Source organism: Ruegeria sp. HKCCD9138 (genome assembly GCF_057220975.1).
The window spans coordinates 246,445-266,935 of record NZ_JBWVAZ010000005.1; the positions used below are offsets into that span (position 1 = coordinate 246,445).

20 protein-coding genes and 1 tRNA gene are annotated in these 20,491 nt (G+C 58.7%); 5 read left to right on the forward strand and 16 right to left on the reverse strand.

Annotated elements, in window-relative coordinates; all coding sequences use genetic code 11:
- Positions 1–2 precede the first annotated feature (2 nt).
- Entirely contained in the window at positions 3–1,181 is a 1,179-nt protein-coding gene (locus tag AC2TEL_RS11475; protein ID WP_480903999.1) for a biopolymer transporter ExbB, read from the reverse strand.
- Positions 1,182–1,250: 69 nt separating this feature from the next.
- Positions 1,251–1,781 carry a gamma-glutamylcyclotransferase gene (locus AC2TEL_RS11480; RefSeq protein ID WP_480904002.1) on the reverse strand — a complete coding sequence of 177 codons (531 nt, stop codon included), beginning with the start codon at positions 1,779–1,781 and terminating at the stop codon, positions 1,251–1,253.
- Positions 1,782–1,848: 67 nt separating this feature from the next.
- Here AC2TEL_RS11480 and AC2TEL_RS11485 point away from each other — a divergent pair, with 67 nt between their 5' ends.
- Positions 1,849–2,850, forward strand: coding sequence for a DUF2125 domain-containing protein (locus tag AC2TEL_RS11485; RefSeq protein WP_480904005.1), 1,002 nt, complete (start codon positions 1,849–1,851; stop codon positions 2,848–2,850).
- On the opposite strand, the gene AC2TEL_RS11490 is transcribed toward AC2TEL_RS11485, so the two are convergent.
- From AC2TEL_RS11490 to AC2TEL_RS11505, 4 genes are all read right to left on the reverse strand, one after another.
- Complete coding sequence (locus AC2TEL_RS11490; RefSeq protein WP_480904006.1) at positions 2,847–3,692, reverse strand: extensin-like domain-containing protein; 846 nt, start codon at positions 3,690–3,692, stop codon at positions 2,847–2,849. The two genes, AC2TEL_RS11485 and AC2TEL_RS11490, sit on opposite strands and share 4 nt — an antisense overlap.
- Positions 3,692–4,609 carry a prephenate/arogenate dehydrogenase family protein gene (locus tag AC2TEL_RS11495; RefSeq protein ID WP_480904009.1) on the reverse strand — a complete coding sequence of 306 codons (918 nt, stop codon included), beginning with the start codon at positions 4,607–4,609 and terminating at the stop codon, positions 3,692–3,694. The genes AC2TEL_RS11490 and AC2TEL_RS11495 overlap by 1 nt, the downstream gene beginning before the upstream one ends.
- Positions 4,606–5,691 (reverse strand): histidinol-phosphate transaminase, encoded by a 1,086-nt coding sequence (gene hisC, locus AC2TEL_RS11500; RefSeq protein WP_480904011.1) that lies wholly within the window; start codon positions 5,689–5,691, stop codon positions 4,606–4,608. The genes AC2TEL_RS11495 and hisC overlap by 4 nt, the downstream gene beginning before the upstream one ends.
- 64 nt (positions 5,692–5,755) lie before the next feature.
- Positions 5,756–7,171 carry an aminotransferase class V-fold PLP-dependent enzyme gene (locus tag AC2TEL_RS11505; RefSeq protein WP_480904014.1) on the reverse strand — a complete coding sequence of 472 codons (1,416 nt, stop codon included), beginning with the start codon at positions 7,169–7,171 and terminating at the stop codon, positions 5,756–5,758.
- A gap of 103 nt (positions 7,172–7,274) precedes the next feature.
- On the opposite strand from AC2TEL_RS11505, the gene AC2TEL_RS11510 reads away from it, so the two are divergent.
- Complete coding sequence (locus AC2TEL_RS11510) at positions 7,275–7,736, forward strand: Lrp/AsnC family transcriptional regulator (RefSeq protein ID WP_480904017.1); 462 nt, start codon at positions 7,275–7,277, stop codon at positions 7,734–7,736.
- 129 nt (positions 7,737–7,865) lie between these two features.
- On the opposite strand, the gene rpsD is transcribed toward AC2TEL_RS11510, so the two are convergent.
- From rpsD to AC2TEL_RS11530, 4 genes are all read right to left on the reverse strand, one after another.
- Positions 7,866–8,486, reverse strand: coding sequence for a 30S ribosomal protein S4 (gene rpsD / locus AC2TEL_RS11515; RefSeq protein WP_480843922.1), 621 nt, complete (start codon positions 8,484–8,486; stop codon positions 7,866–7,868).
- Positions 8,487–8,702: 216 nt separating this feature from the next.
- Complete coding sequence (locus tag AC2TEL_RS11520; protein ID WP_480904020.1) at positions 8,703–9,209, reverse strand: hypothetical protein; 507 nt, start codon at positions 9,207–9,209, stop codon at positions 8,703–8,705.
- A gap of 172 nt (positions 9,210–9,381) precedes the next feature.
- Positions 9,382–11,664: an adenosylcobalamin-dependent ribonucleoside-diphosphate reductase gene (locus tag AC2TEL_RS11525; RefSeq protein ID WP_480904023.1), complete on the reverse strand. Its 2,283-nt coding sequence runs from the start codon at positions 11,662–11,664 to the stop codon at positions 9,382–9,384.
- Positions 11,665–11,692: 28 nt separating this feature from the next.
- A tRNA-OTHER gene (locus tag AC2TEL_RS11530) sits at positions 11,693–11,800 on the reverse strand.
- 126 nt (positions 11,801–11,926) lie between these two features.
- Between AC2TEL_RS11530 and AC2TEL_RS11535 the strand changes: the two genes are divergently transcribed.
- Entirely contained in the window at positions 11,927–12,358 is a 432-nt protein-coding gene (locus AC2TEL_RS11535) for a DUF1489 family protein (RefSeq protein WP_480904026.1), read from the forward strand.
- Positions 12,359–12,360: 2 nt separating this feature from the next.
- Here the strand turns inward: AC2TEL_RS11535 and hisG are convergent, their stop codons facing one another.
- From hisG to hisS, 3 genes are read right to left on the reverse strand one after another with little or no spacing between them, the layout of a single operon-like run.
- Positions 12,361–13,050: an ATP phosphoribosyltransferase gene (gene hisG / locus AC2TEL_RS11540; protein ID WP_480904029.1), complete on the reverse strand. Its 690-nt coding sequence runs from the start codon at positions 13,048–13,050 to the stop codon at positions 12,361–12,363.
- Complete coding sequence (locus AC2TEL_RS11545) at positions 13,047–14,135, reverse strand: ATP phosphoribosyltransferase regulatory subunit (protein ID WP_480843927.1); 1,089 nt, start codon at positions 14,133–14,135, stop codon at positions 13,047–13,049. Before AC2TEL_RS11545 ends, hisG begins: the two co-directional genes overlap by 4 nt.
- A 3-nt stretch (positions 14,136–14,138) precedes the next feature.
- Complete coding sequence (gene hisS, locus AC2TEL_RS11550; RefSeq protein WP_480904032.1) at positions 14,139–15,626, reverse strand: histidine--tRNA ligase; 1,488 nt, start codon at positions 15,624–15,626, stop codon at positions 14,139–14,141.
- 158 nt (positions 15,627–15,784) lie between these two features.
- On the opposite strand from hisS, the gene AC2TEL_RS11555 reads away from it, so the two are divergent.
- On the forward strand, positions 15,785–15,979 hold the full coding sequence (locus tag AC2TEL_RS11555) for a SlyX family protein (protein ID WP_480843929.1): 195 nt from the start codon (positions 15,785–15,787) through the stop codon (positions 15,977–15,979).
- A gap of 4 nt (positions 15,980–15,983) precedes the next feature.
- On the opposite strand, the gene AC2TEL_RS11560 is transcribed toward AC2TEL_RS11555, so the two are convergent.
- The 3 genes from AC2TEL_RS11560 to dnaE all read right to left on the reverse strand — a co-directional run bounded on the left by AC2TEL_RS11560 (position 15,984) and on the right by dnaE (position 20,157).
- Complete coding sequence (locus tag AC2TEL_RS11560; protein WP_480904034.1) at positions 15,984–16,331, reverse strand: hypothetical protein; 348 nt, start codon at positions 16,329–16,331, stop codon at positions 15,984–15,986.
- A 26-nt stretch (positions 16,332–16,357) separates the two neighbouring features.
- Positions 16,358–16,570 carry a YMGG-like glycine zipper-containing protein gene (locus AC2TEL_RS11565; protein WP_480904037.1) on the reverse strand — a complete coding sequence of 71 codons (213 nt, stop codon included), beginning with the start codon at positions 16,568–16,570 and terminating at the stop codon, positions 16,358–16,360.
- Positions 16,571–16,653: 83 nt separating this feature from the next.
- Positions 16,654–20,157 (reverse strand): DNA polymerase III subunit alpha, encoded by a 3,504-nt coding sequence (gene dnaE / locus AC2TEL_RS11570; RefSeq protein ID WP_480904040.1) that lies wholly within the window; start codon positions 20,155–20,157, stop codon positions 16,654–16,656.
- Between the two features lie 28 nt (positions 20,158–20,185).
- Between dnaE and AC2TEL_RS11575 the strand changes: the two genes are divergently transcribed.
- Positions 20,186–20,413, forward strand: a complete 228-nt coding sequence (locus tag AC2TEL_RS11575; protein WP_480904043.1) for a hypothetical protein — start codon at positions 20,186–20,188, stop codon at positions 20,411–20,413.
- The last annotated feature ends 78 nt before the right edge of the window (positions 20,414–20,491 follow it).

The following is a 20,491-nucleotide window of genomic DNA, read 5'->3' on the forward strand; positions in this document are numbered from 1 at the left end:
GGTTATTCCCCTTCCGGCGGGGTTCGAACCGCACCGCGGGGCAGTGTCAGCGCTTTGACCAACAGTTCAAAATCCTTGCGCAGCTCGTTCATGCTGTCCTGTCGGCCCGCCGAGATTTCTTCTAGGATGCGCAGCAACTGTACATCCATCGAACGCAATCGCATTCGGCTTTCAGCATCGATCCCCTCGCCTGCGCCATGTTCGCGCATGTGGTCCAGCAACGCGTCCTGCCCCAGCGCAACGCGCTCCAGCGCCCCCGTAACACCCTCGGTCTGTGCTTGACGCTGGTTCATGTCGCTGATCACGTCGACAAGCTGTCCCAGTTTGGAGGAAACTTCGACGCGGTCCCGCTCCTGCGCCGAGAACATGTTCTGCAAGGCATCCATTTGCTCGGCCATTGTATCCAGTACAGGCGTCAGAACCGCCAGTTCGGCGCTGCCTTCGTCTGATCCGCTGAACCCGACGCGGGTGATGCTGGACAGCCATTCCTCAAGCTCACGGTAGAATCTGTTTTGGCCATGCCCCGCGAACAGTTCCAGCAAACCAACGATCAGCGAACCGGCCAGACCAAGCAACGAGGACCCAAAGGCGACGCCCATGCCCTGCAACTGGGATTCAAGACCGGTCATCAGGCGATTGAAGACCGCCAGACCTTCCTCGCCGGCCTGCGGGTTCAGGCTGCGGATCGTATCCACAATTGCGGGCACTGTCGTGGCGAGGCCGAAGAACGTCCCCAAAAGGCCAAGGTAGATCAGAACATTGGTAATATAGCGCGTGATCTCGCGTTCTTCTTCGATCCGCTCGGCCACGGAATCCAGAATGGATCGGGTCGAACTGGAACTGATCTGCGATCGCGCGCCCCGTGCCCGCAACAACGAGGCAAGCGGGGCCAACAATTGCGGCGGGCTGGTGTCATCTCGCTCGACACCGCCGACAAAGGCTTCGATCCAGCGGACCGAGCCGATCAGCTGGGTCACCTGCAAGAAACAGGCCAGCACGCCTATGACGAAGACCAGAATAATGAACCCGTTCAGATAGAGGTTCGCCTGAATGACCGGCAGCACATAAGGCAGTGCCAGGAACACGCCCGCCCCCGACAACCCAATTGCGATCAGCATCATCAAGATCTGACGGATCGGTTGCGAGAAATGTGGTCTCGCGCCCTGCTGTGCCTGCGCCATGCGCGTGGTTCCCGGTGTTTTTCTGCTCTGGCCAGAGCCTAGCGAAATCCTGCCGATGACGCCAAGGGTTTATGCGCTGATTTTGCGTACGCGTTGCGACAACCACTCAAGATCTGGGTCATTCAATCCGATCTCGGCCAGATGTGAAGCGGTGTTGTACAGGTACTCGGTATTCGGGCCCCGACCGCCAACCGCATGCGCAATGATCTGGGCCTGCTCCTCCAGCGGCATGCCACCGCAATACTGAACATGGTGGGGGTCGATCACATAAGTGACGGCGTTCACCACCTGCCCGCAATCCAGATGCACGTCCAGTATCCGTTCCAGATAGGCGGAAGAAATCAATTCCCGCTCGCGTAGTTCTTCCAGCGTCCGCTCTTCGTGGCCTTCTTCAACGGCCAGAGCCAGCCCGGTGCAATAAGCTCCGGATTGTTCGTCCAAAGCAAGCACCAGTCCGGGTTTTTCTTCAGTCCCCCGATGATGGATGGAGCTCATGCAAAAGGAACGGGCATAACCATGCAGCGTGGCCCGCTCGCTGCGCGCGACCGGGAATCCCGGATTCCACAGCAGCGATCCATATCCGAAAACCCACATCGTCATTCTACTGGTCCTTGCCTGTTTGCGCCTATAAACATCAATTCCAAGGCAGGAAAAAGGGCCATTTGCCATGCGCCGTCTGACACGCGTACTCATTTTTGCAGCCATCGCATGGAGCGCATACTGGTTCATCGCCGGATATGGGTTGCGAACGGCAATCACCGGTTGGTTCGACAAGCAGCAGGAGCTTGGCTGGCAGGCCGAGTTTTCCGGCGTCAAAACGGCCGGATACCCGGCACATCACGCGACAAGGCTTGTCAACCCGGCGCTAGCGGATCCAGTCAATGGCACCGCCTGGAGCGCGGATTGGATCGAATTCCAAAGCCCTGCCATCTGGCCCGGTCGTCAGGTATTGCGATTTGCCGATACCCCGCAGCGATTGTCATATTTTGATCAGACCGCGACCATACAGGCCCAAAACCTTCAGGCCGAGTTGCAATTGCAACCCGGAGTCGCGCTGACATTGGAAAAGATGGCGCTGACAGCCGACGCATGGTCCGTCACAAATGACGAAATTCCCTGGGCTGGTGGGGACACGCTTGCCCTGGTCATGGAACAGACCTCTGATCCCGAAGCCTATGTCATCGCCGCCCGTGCCGATGGCTTTGCCCCGGGTGACGATCTGCGCGACCTGATGCGCTCGGCCACATCATTGCCTCAGGCGTTCGAAACGCTTGAGCTGGACATGGTGGCAACGTTTGACAAGCCATGGGACAGAACCACGCTGGAGGAAAGCAGGCCCCAACCGGTCGCAATCGACCTGCGGCTGGCCGAGGTCAAATGGGGTGAACTCCGCCTTTTTGCCACTGGCGAACTGGAAGTCGACGATCAGGGCATCCCCACCGGAGAAATTGCCGTCAAGGCCGAAAACTGGAGGGATATGATTGCCATGGCCAACGCCGCAGGCGCACTGCCCGACCAGGCAGTTGATCCTGTTACGCGTGCGTTGAATTTCATGGCAGGGCTGGGCGGCAACCCTAACGCACTGGATATGCAGCTGAATTTCCGCGATGGATTTGTGGCACTGGGACCGCTTCCGCTGGGTCCGGCGCCTCGTCTGATCCTACGTTAACGGCAATAGGGACCGTTGCGGTACCGCGCGGTATCCAGGTGGAAATGGTCGCGATGGTAACGATCCGAATTCGGCCCCAGAACGGTACCGAACGGTCCGCAGGCCCCGCGCCACACTTTGATCAGCTGCTTTTGTGAAGGGTTTTTTCGCCAGCCATTCAGGACGGTCACCACTTCTCCATCCGCCATCTTGAATCCCGAAATGTCGATGGCCCGCCCCTTTCCATGTTCAGAAATCCGGGCGCCCTTGCGGTTGTTACGCGAACGGCAGGCGTAGTGGGCGGCGACCTGCAGCTCAACCACCGGACCGCGCCGCTTGAACGTCGGTTTCACCGTCTTGTCGACCCACTTGTTCAGGGCAATCGCAGTACCGCAATCCATGGTCGACGGACGGCTGAGTGCCACACCTGAAATGGACGAGATCTGCACCGCGTCCTTGATCCCGCACGCTTTGATCTTGCCCGGCACCGTGCCCACTGGTTTACCCTGAATGGCGATGTCTCCGCACACAGAACCTTTGCGCAGTTTCCGTTTTTTGAAGAGCACCTGTTGCTCCAACGACTTTGGCCGCATGTAAGGCATCAACGAAGTGTCAGGTCCGAGCAACGGCAGATCAGTCGGTCGGGCGGCAACCGCTAACACCTGTGGCGAAGCGGGGCGAAGTTCAGGGCGCAAATTCGGGATTGAAATGACCGTTTCTGCGCTGACAACTACGGCTTGCGCGAGCGTAGCCTCAACAGGACGGCTCACCGGGACAAGAGATCGTTCGAGAGGGGACGCGTAAGAGGTCGAGGCCAGCACGGCCCCACATCCAATCAAAACAGCGCCCCACCGCAATCGCATCAGCTTGCCTTTCCGCGCCCAAAATCCGGAGCATCCGTGTCCTGCCCTGCATCGATGATCCCACGTCGGATCGCACGCGTGCGTGTGAAATAGTCGAACAGGTGATCACCGTCACCGGTGCGGATCGCCCTTTGCAGGGCAAACAGCTCTTCGGTGAAACGGCCCAGTATTTCCAGCGTGGCGTCCTTGTTGCACAGGAAGACATCCCGCCACATCGTCGGGTCCGAGGCTGCAATTCGGGTGAAATCCCGAAAACCGGCGGCCGAGTATTTGATGACCTCGGTGTCTGTAACCCGCCGCAGATCGTCCGCAACGCCCACCATGGTGTAGGCGATCAGGTGCGGCGCATGAGATGTCACGGCCAGCACAAGATCATGGTGTTCGGCATCCATTTCATCGACATTCGACCCAAGCCCTTCCCACAGCGCGCGAAGCCTGGCGATTGCGTCCGGATCAGAACCCTCGACCGGTACCAGCAGACACCAGCGGTTGTCGAACAACTCGGCGAACCCCGATTCCGGACCGGAATGTTCCGTTCCAGCCAGAGGGTGAGCCGGGATGAAATGCACACCATCTGGAACGTGCGGCCCAACCGCCTGAATAACAGCCCTCTTGACCGAACCCACATCGGTTATGGTCGCGCCGGGTTTCAGAGCCGGGGCAATGTCGGCCGCCACTGCGCCCATGGCACCGACCGGAACGCACAGAGCAACCAGATCGGCACCCTCAACCGCCTCTTGCGCAGAGTCGCAGACACGGTCGCACAGCCCGATACGACGAGCTGTGTCGCGGGTTGCCTCGGAACGGGCATACCCCGTCACTTCGCCCGCGAGCCCGGCGCGCTTGATCGCCCAGAACATGGACGAAGCGATAAGGCCCAACCCGATCAGCGCCACACGGTCGTAAATCTGGCTCATGCGGCATCTCCTTTGAACGCAGTGATGGCTGCAACCACGCGGCGACATGCCTCTTCATCGCCCACAGTGATCCGCAGGGCGTTGGGCAGGTTGTAACCTGCAACCCGGCGCACGATCAAACCCTGCGTCTTGAGGTAATCATCACATGCCTCGGCCTCGGCCCTGTCCGCAAATCGCGCTAGGATGAAATTGGTGCAGGACGGATCAGAGGCTACACCGATCTTTGCAAGCTCGTCGGCGAGCCAGACACGCAGACGCGCGTTTTCAGAGTGGCAGAAGGTCAGATACTCATCATCTCTGACCGCCGCCTCGGCCGCAGCCAGCGCCGTCAGCGACAGGTTGAACGGCTGACGTACCCGATTGAGGACATCAATGATGGCCTGATGCGCGTAACCCCAGCCAACCCGCATGCCGCCCAGCCCGTATATCTTCGAAAAGGTCCGCGTCATAATAACGTTGGGATATCGGTCGACCAAAGCTGCGCCACCGTCGAATTCCGGAACGAACTCTGCATAGGCGCCATCGAGTACCATCAGGCAGGTCTCGGGCAGACCTTCGGCAAGGCGCGCCAGCTCTGCCTCGGAAATCATCGTCGAAGTCGGGTTGCCCGGGTTGGTGACAAAGACGATTTTCGTTTTGTTCGTCACCGCAGTCAGGATTGCATCCACATCCACCGTCCGATCCCGCTCAGCGACCATTACCGGTGTCGCACCGACCATGCGGGCAATGATTGGGTACATCGAGAACCCGTGCTCGGTGTGGATCACCTCGTCTCCGGGCCCGGCATAGGCGTGCGCGATGAATTGCAGCACTTCGTCGCTGCCCACACCGCAGATGATACGATCAGGGTCCAGCCTGTGCCGATCGCCAATCGCCATTCGCAGGCTGGCGTGATCGGTGCTCGGGTACCGATGCAGCGTAGAAGCACTTTCGCGCACCGCCTCAATGGCCTTGGGACTGGGACCAAACGGGTTTTCGTTCGAACTCAGCTTGATGACATCCGCCACACCCGCGATATGCGACTGGCCGCCCTGATACAGAGCGATGTCCATTATACCGGGCTGCGGGGTGATCTTGGTCATGAGAGGCTCCTTACCTGAGGCCCCTCATACCTGTCTCAACGGGTTGAGAAAAGCGGCAATTCTTTCACGCGGCTTTGAAGCGCGCCGTCGCCGGATCGGCTGTGTAAAACGGCGCGTACTCCTCGGTCCGGCGTGACAGATCGTTGACACTGTTGATGACGAACTGAACCGTTTCTTCGGTCATAAGGTATGAGAAGTTCAGCCGAACCCAACCGGGCTTCTTCATCTCTTCCCCCGCCGACAAGGCGGCATGCAACACTTCCGAAGTCGTACGATCGATCCCCAGCAGACGATGCGCATATGGTCCTGCGCATGCACACCCACCCCGGGCCTGAATTCCGTAAATGTCGCTGAGCATCCGCGTAAACAGTTGCTGATGCACCGGCTGCCCAGCATTGTCACGCACCAGGAAGGAAAAGATCGGCAATCGATGCGGATTGTTGGTCCCCAGCAAGGTCAGATGCGGATTTTCCGCCCAACCGTCCAACGCCATTTGGTTGTACATGGCCTCTCGTCTGGCAATTTCGTCGGCTCCGACGGCATCCTTGACGATAAAGGCCAGCGCGGCACGAATATCGCCGATCACATTGGGCGTTCCGGCCTCTTCCCGCGTGGCCAGATCGGCACTGTAATCATGCCGCCAGGGCGAGACAAAGCTGACAGTTCCGCCGCCTGGCCAGCTGGGGCAAGTTCGCTGGACCGCATTGCCGTTGACGATCAACACCCCGGACGCACCCGGCCCGCCGGGAAATTTATGAGGCGACACCACAACAGCGTCCTTGCGCGCATCATCCGGGCCCATATCCATCGGCAAATATGGCCCGCCGCCAGCATAGTCCCAAACAACCAGCGCGCCGTGTTTCTTCAGCAGTCGCGTCACCGGATCTGGGTCGGTTATGACACCGGTCACGTTCGACGCCGCCGAAAAGGACCCGATCACCAAATCTGCCTCTGCGTTCTCGACCAGCGCAGCCTGCAGGGCGCTCAAATCCAACCCGCCTTGTTTCGCTTCAGGAATCTCGACCACCCGGGCCTTGCTTTCGCGCCAGGGCAGAATGTTCGAATGATGCTCATACGGCCCGATCAAAACAACCGGCCGGTCAGCCTCTTGCACTCCCAGCAGGCTGACCAGCCGGTTGAGCCCTGCAGTGGCACCCGACCCGGCGAAAATCACCGCGTCCTCTTCCCTTGCACCAACAATGCGGGCGATTTCAGATCGCGCCTCACGCCGCAGCCGCGTCATGTAGGAACCGCAATAAGAGGCCTCGGTGTGACTGTTTGCATAAAATGGCAGCACATGTTTTGCCACAAAGTCTTCGACCTGCCGCAGGGCGCGGCCCGAAGCGACGTAATCCGCGTATACCAGCGGCACGTCCCCATGCAGACCCGGGATCATCACATTCTCTCCGATTAGCCCATCACGCAGAGTATTGTCGTGAGCGGCGGCCTGGATCTCTGCGCGAAATCGGGAAAGGGTCATGTCATCGGCTCCATATTGCATTTACCAATATGATTGATGCGAAGTACAAATACTTCACCATTCTTTGCTATTTTTTCCCAATAATTGTGTCATATGATCATGTATGAGGAAAAATTTAGACCAAATTGACACACGCATTCTGAAAGAGCTGCAAAAGGACGCCACTCTGTCACAACGAGAACTGGCCGACAGAGTAGGCCTGTCTCAGAACGCCTGCTGGCGTCGCCTGAAGGCGCTAAACGATGAAGGAGTACTGCTCGGATCCACCGCGCGTATTGCGCGGGAGAAACTTGGGCTGAGCCTTGTGGTCTTTGTCATGCTGCGCACCCGTCACCACTCGACCGAGTGGCTGGAGGCTTTTCGCGGTCATGTGCTGACCATCCCCGAGGTTGTGGATTTCCACAGGATTGGTGGCGACTACGACTATCAACTCAAGGTCGTCACGCAAGATATGGCGTCCTATGACAAGGTCTATCAACGCCTGATCGAGAAGGTCGAGCTGGACAGCGTCACCTCGTATTTCGCGATGGAGGCAATTGCCGAAGGGCGCCCGCTGCCGATCTGATCCCCCCTTCATCTGGCCAAAAGTATCCCGGGGGAATCGCGGCCCGCCGCGATGGGGGCAGAGCCCCCCCCTCCAACAAAATAAGACCGCGCATTGCGCGGCCTTTGGGATCTCAAAAGTCGGCGAAGATCAGTTCTTCGCGTAGAATTCGACGACCAGGTTCGGTTCCATCATGACCGGGTATGGCACATCGCTCAGACCCGGTGCACGCACGAAGGTCGCGGTCATTTTCGAGTGATCGACATCAATGTAGTCCGGCACATCACGCTCAGCCAGGGCAGCAGCCTCCAGAACGACAGCCAGTTGCTTGGACTTGTCACGCACTTCGATCACGTCGCCTTCTTTGACGCGGTAGGACGGGATGTTCACCCGCTTGCCGTTCACTTTGACGTGGCCGTGGTTCACGAACTGGCGTGCAGCAAAAACGGTCGCAACAAACTTGGCGCGGTAGACGACGGCGTCCAGACGACGCTCCAGCAGTCCGATCAGGTTTTCACCGGTATCGCCGTTCACACGCACGGCTTCGGCGTAGATGCGGCGGAACTGCTTCTCGGTCAGGTCGCCATAATAGCCTTTCAGCTTCTGCTTGGCGCGCAGCTGCAGACCGAAGTCAGACAGTTTGCCTTTGCGGCGCTGGCCGTGCTGGCCGGGGCCGTATTCACGACGGTTGACCGGGGATTTCGGACGACCCCAGATGTTTTCGCCCATCCGGCGGTCGATTTTGTACTTGGCAGACGTGCGTTTGGTCACGGCTGATCTCCTTCGTTTTGGTCGAGGCCCGAGCGGGCCACTATGAAGGGCGTTGTCCTCTTGGGGTTTCCCCCATGACAGGCATCCCCTTGCGAGGGCCACCAACACCAATGAAGCCGCGCTTATATCTGTGAAAACCGCAGAGTCAACACGCCCAATTGGGCCCAGAGGCATTTCCTGAAAAAATATGCCCGCGACACTTGTTCTCTGGATAGATTACTCGGCCGCCGTCAAAACCAAAGGCTGCGCCTCGCTCAGATCCTGCTCGACAATCGGACGCTGAACTGGAAACGCGACAACGGTTTCGTCGGGCGCTTCCAGGCGGCCTCTCTGCTCCGACAGATCTGACACACGGCTGATCCAGAATTCCTGGTCCCGCACGGGGCACCCGTTTTCGAAGATCAGTACAGGCATGTCTTCGCCTTCGATCCACAACAGGTCTGCAATGAACCGTTGCGCACCGTTGGAAATTTCGACCACAGAACACTCCAGCCCAGCGCGCGCTGCTACAGCGACCTCTATCCGATCCGACAGTAGTGAAACGGCACCGACGTAGATGGCCTGCTCGGGGGCAACAGCTTCCGACGCCGAAAGGGCCAACCCCCGGCCTCGCCACGACCACGCTGCTCCAACAGTCAAGTGGGCAAGCGGCGCAGCCTCAAGCCCATCCAGTTCTGTTTGCTTCCAGGTTATTGCTGTTCGACCGTTATCCCCGGCTCTCATCTGCCCGCCTGTACCTTCAACACCCCAACCGCTCACAATTCGTGTGTATCAACGATGATTCCGGCAGAAAAGAGACGGAAATACAGCATTCCGGAGAATGTTGCTTCTGAGTCAAGTCAATCTGAGACTTTGCAATTCGAAATTCTATTCAAGGTTGCGCAAATACCCCATGCTACCCGCATTTAGAGTGTCCGCAGCTTCGGCACGTCATGCAACCCTCGATCATGACCATGTCGAACTGCCCGCAGGACGGGCAGGCCTTACCGCGAGGCGCGTCCATATTCACCACCTGCGCCTGCGGATCGGATTTCAGCCCCATGCCTTCGCCTTCCAGAAACCCGATGGCGATCATGTGCTGTTCGATCACGCCCCCGATCGCCGCAAGGATTGATGGAATGTATTTGCCCTTCACCCAGGCACCACCGCGCGGGTCAAACACGGCTTTCAACTCTTCCACAACAAAAGACACGTCGCCCCCGCGCCGGAACACGGCAGAAATCATCCGGGTCAGCGCAAGCGTCCACGCATAATGTTCCATGTTCTTCGAGTTGATGAACACCTCGAACGGGCGTCGGCGCCCACCGATGAAAATATCATTTATGGTCAGATAGATCGCGTGCTCGCTATCGGGCCATTTCAGCTTGTAAGTCGAACCTTCCAATGACTGAGGGCGGTCCAGCGGTTCAGACATATAAATAACGTCGCCGCCATCGACCTCATGCGGCGCATTGGCGCTTTCGCCCGGCGCCCTGTCATCGTTTTCCGATACACTCAGCACCGATCCGGTCACATCGTTCGGGCGATAGGTCGTGCAGCCCTTACAGCCCTGATCCCAGGCTTGCATGTAGACATCCTTGAACGCGTCAAAGCTTATGTCTTCCGGGCAGTTGATCGTCTTTGAGATTGAGCTGTCGATCCACTTCTGCGCCGCCGCCTGCATCTTGACATGGTCAGACGGCGAGAGCGTTTGAGCGTTGACGAAAAAGTCAGGCAGCTCCTTATCACCGAACTTGTCGCGCCACATCTGCACGGCGTAGTCCACGACCTCTTCCTCGGTCCGAGAACCGTCTTTCTGCAGCACCTTGCGGGTGTAGGCATAGGCAAAGACCGGCTCGATCCCCGAGGACACGTTGCCTGCGTAGAGTGAAATCGTTCCGGTCGGGGCAATCGAGGTTAGCAGCGCGTTGCGAATACCATGTTCTCGAATGGCATCTCGCACGTCCTCGTCCATCTGCTGCATGGTGCCGCTGGCCAGATACTTCTCGGCATCGAACAAGGGGAAAGACCCTTTTTCCTTCGCCAAATCCACCGAAGCCAGATACGCGGCGCGGGCGATCGCGTGCAACCAGCGCTCGGTCTGACGCGCCGCCTCGCCGGACCCATAGCGCAGGCCCAGCATGAGCAAAGCATCCGCAAGACCGGTCACGCCCAGGCCAATACGGCGCTTGGCCTGTGCTTCGGCGGCTTGCTCGGGCAGCGGGAATTTCGATGCGTCCACGACATTGTCCATCATCCGGACTGCGGTGGCGACGAGCTCTTGCATCGCAGCATCGTCCAAATGGGCATTCTTTTCGAACGGTTCAGCAACAAGCCGCGCCAGATTGATCGAACCCAGCAGGCACGCGCCATAAGGCGGCAATGGTTGCTCTCCGCATGGGTTCGTTGCGGCGATTGTTTCGACATAGCTGAGGTTATTGGCCTGATTGATCCGGTCGATGAAGATCACACCCGGCTCGGCATAATCATAAGTTGCCTGCATGATCTTGTTCCACAGATCACGCGCCTGAACGGTGTGATAAACCTTGTCGCCAAAGACCAGCTCCCACGACCCATCTGCCTTGACCGCTTCCATGAATTCATCGGTCACCAGCACTGACATGTTGAACATACGCAACCGTGCCGGGTCGGACTTGGCGGTGATGAACTGTTCAATATCGGGGTGGTCGCAGCGCATCGTCGCCATCATCGCCCCGCGGCGAGATCCCGCGGACATGATCGTGCGGCACATCGCATCCCACACATCCATGAACGAAAGCGGCCCCGAGGCATCCGCCGCCACACCATGCACATCGGCACCGCGCGGGCGAATGGTCGAGAAATCGTATCCGATCCCCCCACCCTGCTGCATGGTCAGAGCGGCCTCTTTCAGCATGTCGAAAATGCCGCCCATGCTGTCCGGAACGGTGCCCATGACAAAGCAATTGAACAGGGTCACCTGCCGTGCGGTGCCAGCACCAGCCGTGATGCGTCCGGCGGGCAGGTATTTGAAGTCTTCCAACGCCTCAAAGAACTTCTCTTCCCAATGTACCGGGTCTTTCTCTACCCGTGCCAGATCACGCGCGATACGCCGCCAGCTGTCCTCGACTGTCTGGTCGATGGGCGTGCCATCCGCTTTCTTGAAGCGGTATTTCATGTCCCAGATCTGCTCGGCGATGGGGGCGGCAAAACGGCTCATTCGTGCTCCAGTGTTAATAAATGATGGGACGTGGCGGCGGGACTTGAACCTGCAACCTCCTCGCCGTAGTTTATCGGTGGTCAAACCTAAAAACTAACTCGAAAGCGAGGCGCTCAATCCGTTGAGCTTCGCCACGTATACGCCGATTCCTCGACAGGTTTCTACGTTACAGCAGAGCGCACCCCCACCACAACACCTTGATGACAGCGCCTGGCGAGCTACAATATAAAGATGGGCTTAGGGACGACTCTGTGGGTAAGCTGTGGATAACTACGTAAACCTCATAAAACTGTCGGTCGGATCGGAAAGCGTCGACAGCCTGATCGCGTGGCAGGACAGCTATTGCCAGAGGTTCGAGGACGGCTTGCCACGGCACGTCACCCGCATGTGGCCCAAGCGCGAAACGGAAATATTGAACGGCGGATCAATCTATTGGGTGATCAAGGGCGTGGTTCAGTGCCGTCAGCGAGTATTGCGACTGGACGAAGCGCGTGGAGATGACGGCATCCGCCGCTGCGCTATTGTGCTGGAGCCCGAGGTTTATCGAACGCAAAATGCCCTGAAACGACCATTCCAGGGTTGGCGTTACCTGAAACCCGAAGATACGCCCGCCGATCTACCGAAAAACCGCGCGCAGGACGACGCGCTGCCCGAAGACCTGAACCGCGCGCTTGCCGAAATCGGCGTGCTCTAGGTTCAGGCCAATCGATCCAGCAATTCGGACAAAACCGCTTTCTCCTCAGCAGAATAGCGTGCCATGCGGCTGCGCCACAGCGTAGCCTGCGATTGCAGGATCAGCCCATCCGACAAGATCTTCAAATGGTTCGCCCGCAAGGTTTCACCGGTTGAGGTAATATCCGCGATCGCTTCGGCGGTCTCGTTCATCACTGTACCTTCGGTCGCGCCCTGACTGTCGACCAGCGTATAGTCGGCAACCCCGGCATCGGTCAGGAATTCCCGCACCAGCCGGTGGTATTTGGTGGCAATCCGCAACCGATGGCCATGGGTCTTGCGAAACGCCGCCGCCGCCGCGTCCAGATCGTCCACCGTATCCACGTCTACCCAGCAGGCCGGAGTGGCAATGATCAAATCGGCCTTGCCAAACCCAAGTTGCGATATTTCTTCGACCTGTTGCTCCCAGCGCGGCAGTTTTTCCTGCACCAGATCAATCCCGGTCACGCCAAGGTGGATGCGGCCAGCGGCCAGTTCGCGGGGGATTTCTCCTGCAGACAGCAGGATCAGCGAGACGTCTTCGATGCCCTCGACCTTACCGGCATATTCCCGATCCGATCCACTGCGCGACAGTGTAATGCCGCGTTTTTGGAACCACGAAATGGTTTTCTCCATCAATCGGCCTTTGGATGGCACGCCCAGTTTCAGGCTCATTGCGCATCCTCCTCAACCATAAGCATCAGGTCAGGCCGCAACACGCCGCCCACTGCGGGGATTTCAGCCCCGTTGCCCAATTGACGCGTCAGCGCATCGTAGCGCCCACCTGTGGCAATGGGTGGCAGATCAGGCCGACCTTCGGCATAAAACCCAAAAACGAAACCGTCGTAATATTCCATCGAGGTCCGGCCATAGGCGGCCTCGAAATCCAGCCTTTCCACATCAACACCACGCGCCTGAAGCGACGCGATGCGCGCCTCAAGCCGGTCCAGCGCCGGGGTGATCTGCGGCAGGTCGACAGCCACATCCCGCAGCTGTTCCAGTGCGAAGGGCATGGTTTCCCGAACATTCAGCAGTGTTTCCAGCCCCACGAGCTCGTTATCGGAAATCGGTGGCGTCTCGCGGTCGTCGCGCAGCGCTTCGATCCGCGCCTCTATTTCCTGGGCACGACGTTTGCCAATCATCGGAAATTCGAAGGCCATCGGGTCAGCCGCATCAAGCAACGCGTCGCGTCCTTCCGGTGCCGGCTTCCGGCCGGCAAAGCGATCCAGCAATACTCGGAACCGGCGCGGTCGCCAAAGGTGCCGCATCAATGCCGCCTTGCGTCGATCCGTCGTACGCAGACCCTCGACAGCCGCTGTCAAAATACCGATATCACCTGTCGCCGCCCGCAGAGGCAGACCGCGCAGTTGCAGGGCGAACAGCGAAAACACCTCGGCATCGGCGCCAGCAGGGTCATCGCGGTCAAAAACCTCGTAACCCACCTGAATATACTCGTTGGCCCGATCCGGGTCGTGTTCCTGCCGCCGGAAAACTTCGCCCGAATAGGTGTAGCGCGCAGGCTCTGCTCCATCGCTCATATGCATCTGCACAACGGGCAATGTGAAATCCGGGCGCAGCATCTGCTCGCCCCGCACCGCGTCAGAGGTCACATAAGCCCGGGCGCGTATGTCCTCGCCGTAAAGGTCCAGAAGCAATTCAGCGGGTTGCAGCAGCGGCGTGTCCACAACCTGCGCGCCGGCGGCTTCGAACCGGACACGCATCATTGCAGCGCGCGCCTGTATCTGGGAACGGTTGGCCATTAGTCAGTCCTGACTGTCCAGAATTTCGCGCACCTTGGCGACCAGATCGCCGCGCGGCACTTCGAATTGGCTGGGACGCTCTTTCCACTCCTCCAGCGTGGCGCTTTCGGCAATTTTTGCGCCTAGGATCAGGTCCTTGATCTGCACGATGCCGTTGGCCTTTTCATCACCGCCTTCGATCACTGCAATCGGAGAGTTTCGCTTGTCCGCATATTTCAGCTGATTGCCGAAATTCTTGGGATTGCCCAGATAGACCTCGGCCCGTATGCCCGCGTTGCGCAGCTCGGCCACCATCGCCTGATAATCCGCCATGCGGTCGCGATCCATCACAGTGACAACCACTGGGCCTGTGGCCTGCGCAGCGATCCGACCCTTTTCGCGCAGCGCCGCCAGCAGGCGGTCAACGCCAATGGAAATACCAGTCGCGGGCATTTCCTGCCCGGTGAACCGCTTGACCAGATCGTCATAACGCCCACCGCCCGCAACCGAGCCGAACTGACGCTTGCGGCCTTTTTCGTCGAAAATCTCGAAGGTCAACTCGGCCTCGTAGACCGGCCCGGTGTAGTAGCCGAGGCCGCGCACGACCGAAGGATCAATTTCAATCCGGTCCGCGCCGTAGCCGCCCGCATCCAGCAGAGCGCCGATCTGTTCGAGTTCGGCGATACCGTCGAGACCTATCTTGCTGTCCCCCACGGCGGCACGCAGATTGGCCAGCGTACCGGCAGTGTCGGGGGCTTTGGAGGTCAGGAAGGCGATCACCGGCTCGGCTTGATCGTCGCTGAGACCGACACCCTCAATGAATGCACCTGACGCATCCAACCGACCCTTGGTCAGCAACTCGCGCACGCCCTGCTCACCCACTTTGTCGAACTTGTCGATGGTGCGCAGAACGTTATCTCGGGCCGCGACGTCTTCACCCAACCCCATCGCCTCAAGCACGCCATTCAGAACCTTGCGGTTGTTGACGCGCACCAGATAGTCGCCGTGCGGAATACCGACCGTCTCCAGCGTATCCGACAGCATCGCGCAGATCTCGGCATCAGCGGCCATCGACGCCGTACCCACCGTATCCGCATCACACTGATAGAACTGACGATACCGCCCCGGCCCAGGCTTTTCGTTGCGCCAGACCGGTCCCATCGCATAGCGGCGATAGGGCGTCGGCAAATCGTTGCGGTGTTGCGCGTAGACTCGTGCCAGCGGGGCGGTCAGGTCATAGCGCAGCGCCATCCAGTCGCCCTTGTCGTTCTCGTCGATTTCCTGCCACGCAAAGACACCTTCATTCGGGCGGTCCACGTCGGGCAGGAACTTGCCCAGTGCCTCGACGGTCTCGACCGCGCTGCTTTCCAAGGCGTCAAACCCGTAGCGATGATAGACGCCAGCAATGGTCCGCAGCATCTCGGTGCGCTGCGTGACTTCCGAGCCGAAATAGTCGCGGAACCCTTTCGGCGTGACTGCCTTGGGGCGGGGCTGTTTCTTGGGCTTGGCCATTTGGGGCGTCCTTGGGATTTTCTCGTTCCGCGCGCGGTCTATCCCATGGTCCGGATCGGGGCAAGCCAAGCCTCTGCCGCAGGTGTTCTTTCTCTGGCCTTGGCGGTCGCAGGCCGCTATGACCAGCATAGGAACAGGAGCGCTCGCAGGAACCCGAAATGCAGCATCTGGAAGAACAGGTCGCCCATCTGACTCGCACGGTCGACGAACTGAACACGGTGGTCACCAGTCAACAGGCCGAGATCGACCGCCTAACCCGCCGGGTCGAAATGTTGTTGCAGCGCGAGGCTGAGCGGGCACAAGAAGGATCCGGCGGGGTTGTATTCGGAGACGAACGTCCGCCGCATTATTGAGGGTTTACAACCCCAGAGTGGTTTTTACCGCGTTGTCGACCACGCCGCCTAACAGGGCATCCTTATCCGCAGCACATCCTTCCGACAGCGCGGCTATGAACGCTTCGCGCAGCTGGGCCTTTTCCTCGTCAGTGGTTGCGTGATCTTCGATATTGATCTGGCGATTGTAGAGAGATAAGGCCGTCATCTTTTCAATAACGGTCACAACAAAAGCTTCGTCGCCGTCTGCCTCCTCGGCGATCGAGGCGCAAGTATAGTGCATCACGGGCAATGCATCCTGTACCATCTGTTCAGCGGCGTCATCGGCCGTTGCCGCACTTGGAACCGCCAGAATAGCGGCGCAAGCGGACATTCTTAGTTTTTTTAACAGCATCGCCATCACTTCCAGTTATGCCCAATAATGGCTCCGGCTACGCCACCAATCGCAGCACCTTTGCCGTCGCCGATCAGCGCACCGACACCGGCGCCAATCAAGGCTCCCTCGATGGTTTTCTTTTTCTTCTTGTCATCAGCCATCCCGGCCGATGTCATCGCCAGCGACGCAACAACGGCCAATGTGAATGCCCTGAAACCAATACCAGAGTATGTCATATCGGATCCCTCCTATGACAGTATTCAAAAGGATATGACCTCAGACTAGCCGCGCGATTTCCACGTGGCAACAAATCGGTGTGTCAGATTTCCTCGACCGACATCACACCATCCAAGGATTTTATAGCACCCTTGATCTGCGGATTGATCGGGAATTCCTGTCCCAAATCCATTTCGACTTCACCCGGCAAACCCGGGTCCATCAGGCATAGCTGTATCGGTCCTTTCGAGGCGTTTTTGGCTGCGCTAGCCGCGTCCTCAAGCACTTTGGCGACAGTTGGCAGCACCTGCGGCTCATCGATAAATATCTTGAGCCCGGTCGCCCCGGCCTCGGCCACTACGGCATCAACCGGTCCAACCGAACGGCCTAAAAGCTTCAACTGATCCGCCTCCATCGTCGCTTCGGCGGTCAGCACTACCTGCGCGCCGGTTTCCAGAAATTCACGCGATTTTTCTAGGGTTTCCGAGAATAGCGTGACCTCATAGGCGCCCGTCGGGTCGGAAAGCTGGGCAAAGGCAAAGCGATTACCCTTGGCGGATTTCCTTTCCTGCCTCCCAGACACCACGCCCGCCATTTTGACCAGCATCATGCCCTTGTGCTGCACGTGTTTGATAACCTGCTCCAGGGTCATGACGTCGCGCCGTTTCAGCGCGGGCATATAGTCGTCCAGCGGATGACCAGACAAGTAGAACCCGATGGCTTTGAATTCCTCGCTAAGCCGTTCAGCCGGCAACCAGTCCGGCGACAGCGACAGGCGGGGCTCGGGCAGATCGTCGCCAGCCTCACCAAACAGCGACACCTGGTTCGAGTTCTTCTGTTCGTGGATCGCTGCCGAGTACTGCACCAGCGGGTCAAGGCTCTCGAACACGCGGCGGCGGTTCTTGTCGAGTTCGTCGAATGCGCCGGCCCGCGCCAGCATCTCAAGCGGGCGTTTGCCGACCTTCTTCAGGTCAACCCGACGTGCGAAATCGAACAGATTCACAAAAGGCTTATCAGCACGCCCTTCGACGACAAGATTCATCGCCTCGACGCCGACATTCTTGAGCGCGCCCAACGCGTAGACCAGTTCGCCATTCACCACGTCGAACGTCGCCAACGAGCGATTAACACAGGGCGGAACATAAGGCAGTTCCAGTCCCTTGCGGACCTCTTCGAAATAAACGGCCAGCTTGTCGGTCAGATGGATATCGCAGTTCATGACGCCCGCCATGAACTCAACCGGGTGGTTCGCCTTCAGCCAGCCGGTCTGGTAACTGACCACCGCATAGGCGGCCGCGTGCGATTTGTTGAAACCGTAGTTGGCGAATTTCTCCAGCAGGTCGAAGACTTCGCTGGCCTTTTTTGCATCCACGCCATTCTCGCCCGCGCCCTTTTCGAATTTCGGGCGCTCGGCATCCATCGCCTCTTTGATCTTCTTACCCATCGCGCGCCGCAGCAGGTCGGCGCCGCCGAGAGAATACCCGGCCATCACCTGCGCGATTTGCATCACCTGTTCCTGATAAACGATAATGCCCTGCGTTTCCTCAAGGATGTGGTCGATCAGCGGATGCACAGATGTGATCTTGCGCAGCCCGTTTTTAACCTCGCAATAGGTCGGGATGTTCTCCATCGGGCCGGGGCGGTAGAGCGCCACAAGGGCCACGATATCCTCGATGCACGTCGGCTTCATGCGCTTGAGCGCATCCATCATACCGGTGGATTCCACCTGGAACACCGCCACCGTCTTGGCCGCTGAATAGAGCTTGTACGTCGCCTCATCATCCAGCGGGATGGCGTTGATCTGGTTCTCGGCCCCGTCAGCGGGTTCATAAAGCTCGGTGCCGTCCGCCGCCACATGCAGGGGACGGTCAGACTTGAAGATCAGGTCCATCGCGTTCTGGATCACGGTCAGCGTTTTCAGGCCCAGAAAGTCGAACTTCACCAGCCCGGCCTGTTCCACCCATTTCATATTGAACTGGGTCGCAGGCATGTCGGATCGCGGGTCCTGATAAAGAGGCACCAGCGCGTCCAGCGGCCGATCTCCGATCACAACCCCCGCTGCGTGGGTCGAAGCGTTTCTGAGCAGCCCTTCGACCTGCTGGCCATAGGTGAGCAGACGGTCAACAACCTCTTCGTTGCGTGCCTCTTCCCGCAGACGTGGCTCGTCTTTCAACGCTTTCTCGATGGAGACCGGTTTGACGCCCTCAACCGGGATCATCTTGGACAGGCGGTCCACCTGCCCGTAGGGCATCTGCAAAACCCGACCGATATCGCGCACCGCAGCTTTTGACAGCAACGCACCGAAGGTGATGATCTGCCCCACCTTGTCGCGACCATATTTCTGCTGCACGTAGCGGATCACCTCTTCTCGGCGGTCCATGCAAAAGTCGATATCGAAGTCGGGCATCGAGACCCGCTCGGGATTCAGGAACCGCTCGAAAAGAAGGCTATAACGCAAGGGATCAAGGTCAGTGATTGTCAGCGCATAAGCCACAAGCGAGCCCGCACCCGAGCCCCGCCCCGGCCCGACCGGGATGTCGTGATCCTTGGCCCATTGGATAAAGTCCGCAACGATCAGGAAATAGCCGGGAAAGCCCATCCCCTCGATGATGCCCAGTTCGAAATCCAGCCGTTCCTGATATTCTTCAGGCGTCACCGCATGGGGGATCACGGCCAGACGTTTCTGCAAGCCTTCGTTGGCGATGCGGCGTAGTTCGGCGACCTCGTCATCGGCGAATTTCGGCAGGATCGGATCACGGCGATAGGCCATGAAGGCGCAGCGTCTGGCGATCTCAACCGTGTTCTCAATGGCTTCGGGCAGGTCGGCGAACAGGGTCACCATCTCCTGCTGCGATTTGAAATAATGCTGCGCGGTCAAGCGACGGCGGCCATCCTGCTGGTCGACATAGGCGCCCTCGGCAATACAGATCAGCGCGTCGTGCGCCTCGTACATGTCCGAGGTTGGAAAATACACGTCATTGGTGGCGACCAGCGGCAGGTTCTTTGCATAGGCCATCTCGACATGCCCACGCTCGGTCAGGCGTTCGGCCTCGGGCTGGCCGTCCTCACCCGGATGGCGCTGCAACTCAATATATAGGCGGTTCGGGAACATGTTCGACAGACGATCCACCAGAGCCTCAGCGGCTGGCCGCTGCCCCTGTTGAAGCAGACGACCCACCGGCCCGTCCGGCCCACCCGACAGACAAATCAGCCCGTCCGAACGTTCGGCCAGCTCGTCCAGCGTCACCTGCGGCAACTGCCCGCCCTTGTCCACATACAGACAAGTGCTGAGCTTCATCAGGTTCTCGTACCCCGTCTCGGACTGTGCCAGCAGCACCAGCGGCGCGGGCGCCTTGGGTTTTTCCCCCGGTTGCGCCTGCACATAGGTCAGATCGACCTGACAACCCATGATCGGTTGCACTCCGGCCCCGCTGGCCGTCACGGAAAACTCCAGTGCCGAGAACATCGAATTTGAATCCGTCACCGCAACGGCAGGCATCTGCATCTGCTCGCAAAGCCCCGGCAGCTTCTTCAGCCGCACGGCGCCTTCCAACAGGGAATATTCGGTGTGAACGCGGAGGTGAATGAATCGAGGTGTACTGCTCATGACCGGCAGGCTACCCCAGCCAGCGGGTATGAAAAAGCCGGAACCTGAGCCTCGAAAGGTCAAAACAATCGGTGTGGATTATTCGGCTTTTTCAGAAGGTGCTTCGGACTCGAATGTCTTGGCAACGAAGAAAATGCTTTGGTTTCAAGCGACTGACCCTTATGCAATCAACACGATTTCACGCCGTTCGGCCGTAATGGTGCATCACATAGGCAGTTTTTCTTGCCAGACAACACGCGCTGTTTCTAACATCTGACGGCAAGCTATCCGCCCGCCGCTCTTTCTACGTCGCATCGAAGGAGGGCACCGAGGGGCGCAACCAGGTAAGGCGACG

Coding starts and splice junctions, on each gene's coding strand:
- AC2TEL_RS11475 (WP_480903999.1), bottom strand. CDS start 1,181: ATGGCGCAGGCACAGCAGGGCGCGAGACCACATTTCTCGCAACCGATC.
- AC2TEL_RS11480 (WP_480904002.1), bottom strand. CDS start 1,781: ATGACGATGTGGGTTTTCGGATATGGATCGCTGCTGTGGAATCCGGGA.
- AC2TEL_RS11485 (WP_480904005.1), top strand. CDS start 1,849: ATGCGCCGTCTGACACGCGTACTCATTTTTGCAGCCATCGCATGGAGC.
- AC2TEL_RS11490 (WP_480904006.1), bottom strand. CDS start 3,692: ATGCGATTGCGGTGGGGCGCTGTTTTGATTGGATGTGGGGCCGTGCTG.
- AC2TEL_RS11495 (WP_480904009.1), bottom strand. CDS start 4,609: ATGAGCCAGATTTACGACCGTGTGGCGCTGATCGGGTTGGGCCTTATC.
- hisC (WP_480904011.1), bottom strand. CDS start 5,691: ATGACCAAGATCACCCCGCAGCCCGGTATAATGGACATCGCTCTGTAT.
- AC2TEL_RS11505 (WP_480904014.1), bottom strand. CDS start 7,171: ATGACCCTTTCCCGATTTCGCGCAGAGATCCAGGCCGCCGCTCACGAC.
- AC2TEL_RS11510 (WP_480904017.1), top strand. CDS start 7,275: ATGAGGAAAAATTTAGACCAAATTGACACACGCATTCTGAAAGAGCTG.
- AC2TEL_RS11520 (WP_480904020.1), bottom strand. CDS start 9,209: ATGAGAGCCGGGGATAACGGTCGAACAGCAATAACCTGGAAGCAAACA.
- AC2TEL_RS11525 (WP_480904023.1), bottom strand. CDS start 11,664: ATGAGCCGTTTTGCCGCCCCCATCGCCGAGCAGATCTGGGACATGAAA.
- hisG (WP_480904029.1), bottom strand. CDS start 13,050: ATGAGCCTGAAACTGGGCGTGCCATCCAAAGGCCGATTGATGGAGAAA.
- AC2TEL_RS11545 (WP_480843927.1), bottom strand. CDS start 14,135: ATGGCCAACCGTTCCCAGATACAGGCGCGCGCTGCAATGATGCGTGTC.
- hisS (WP_480904032.1), bottom strand. CDS start 15,626: ATGGCCAAGCCCAAGAAACAGCCCCGCCCCAAGGCAGTCACGCCGAAA.
- AC2TEL_RS11555 (WP_480843929.1), top strand. CDS start 15,785: ATGCAGCATCTGGAAGAACAGGTCGCCCATCTGACTCGCACGGTCGAC.
- AC2TEL_RS11560 (WP_480904034.1), bottom strand. CDS start 16,331: ATGTCCGCTTGCGCCGCTATTCTGGCGGTTCCAAGTGCGGCAACGGCC.
- AC2TEL_RS11565 (WP_480904037.1), bottom strand. CDS start 16,570: ATGACATACTCTGGTATTGGTTTCAGGGCATTCACATTGGCCGTTGTT.
- dnaE (WP_480904040.1), bottom strand. CDS start 20,157: ATGAGCAGTACACCTCGATTCATTCACCTCCGCGTTCACACCGAATAT.
- AC2TEL_RS11575 (WP_480904043.1), top strand. CDS start 20,186: ATGAAAAAGCCGGAACCTGAGCCTCGAAAGGTCAAAACAATCGGTGTG.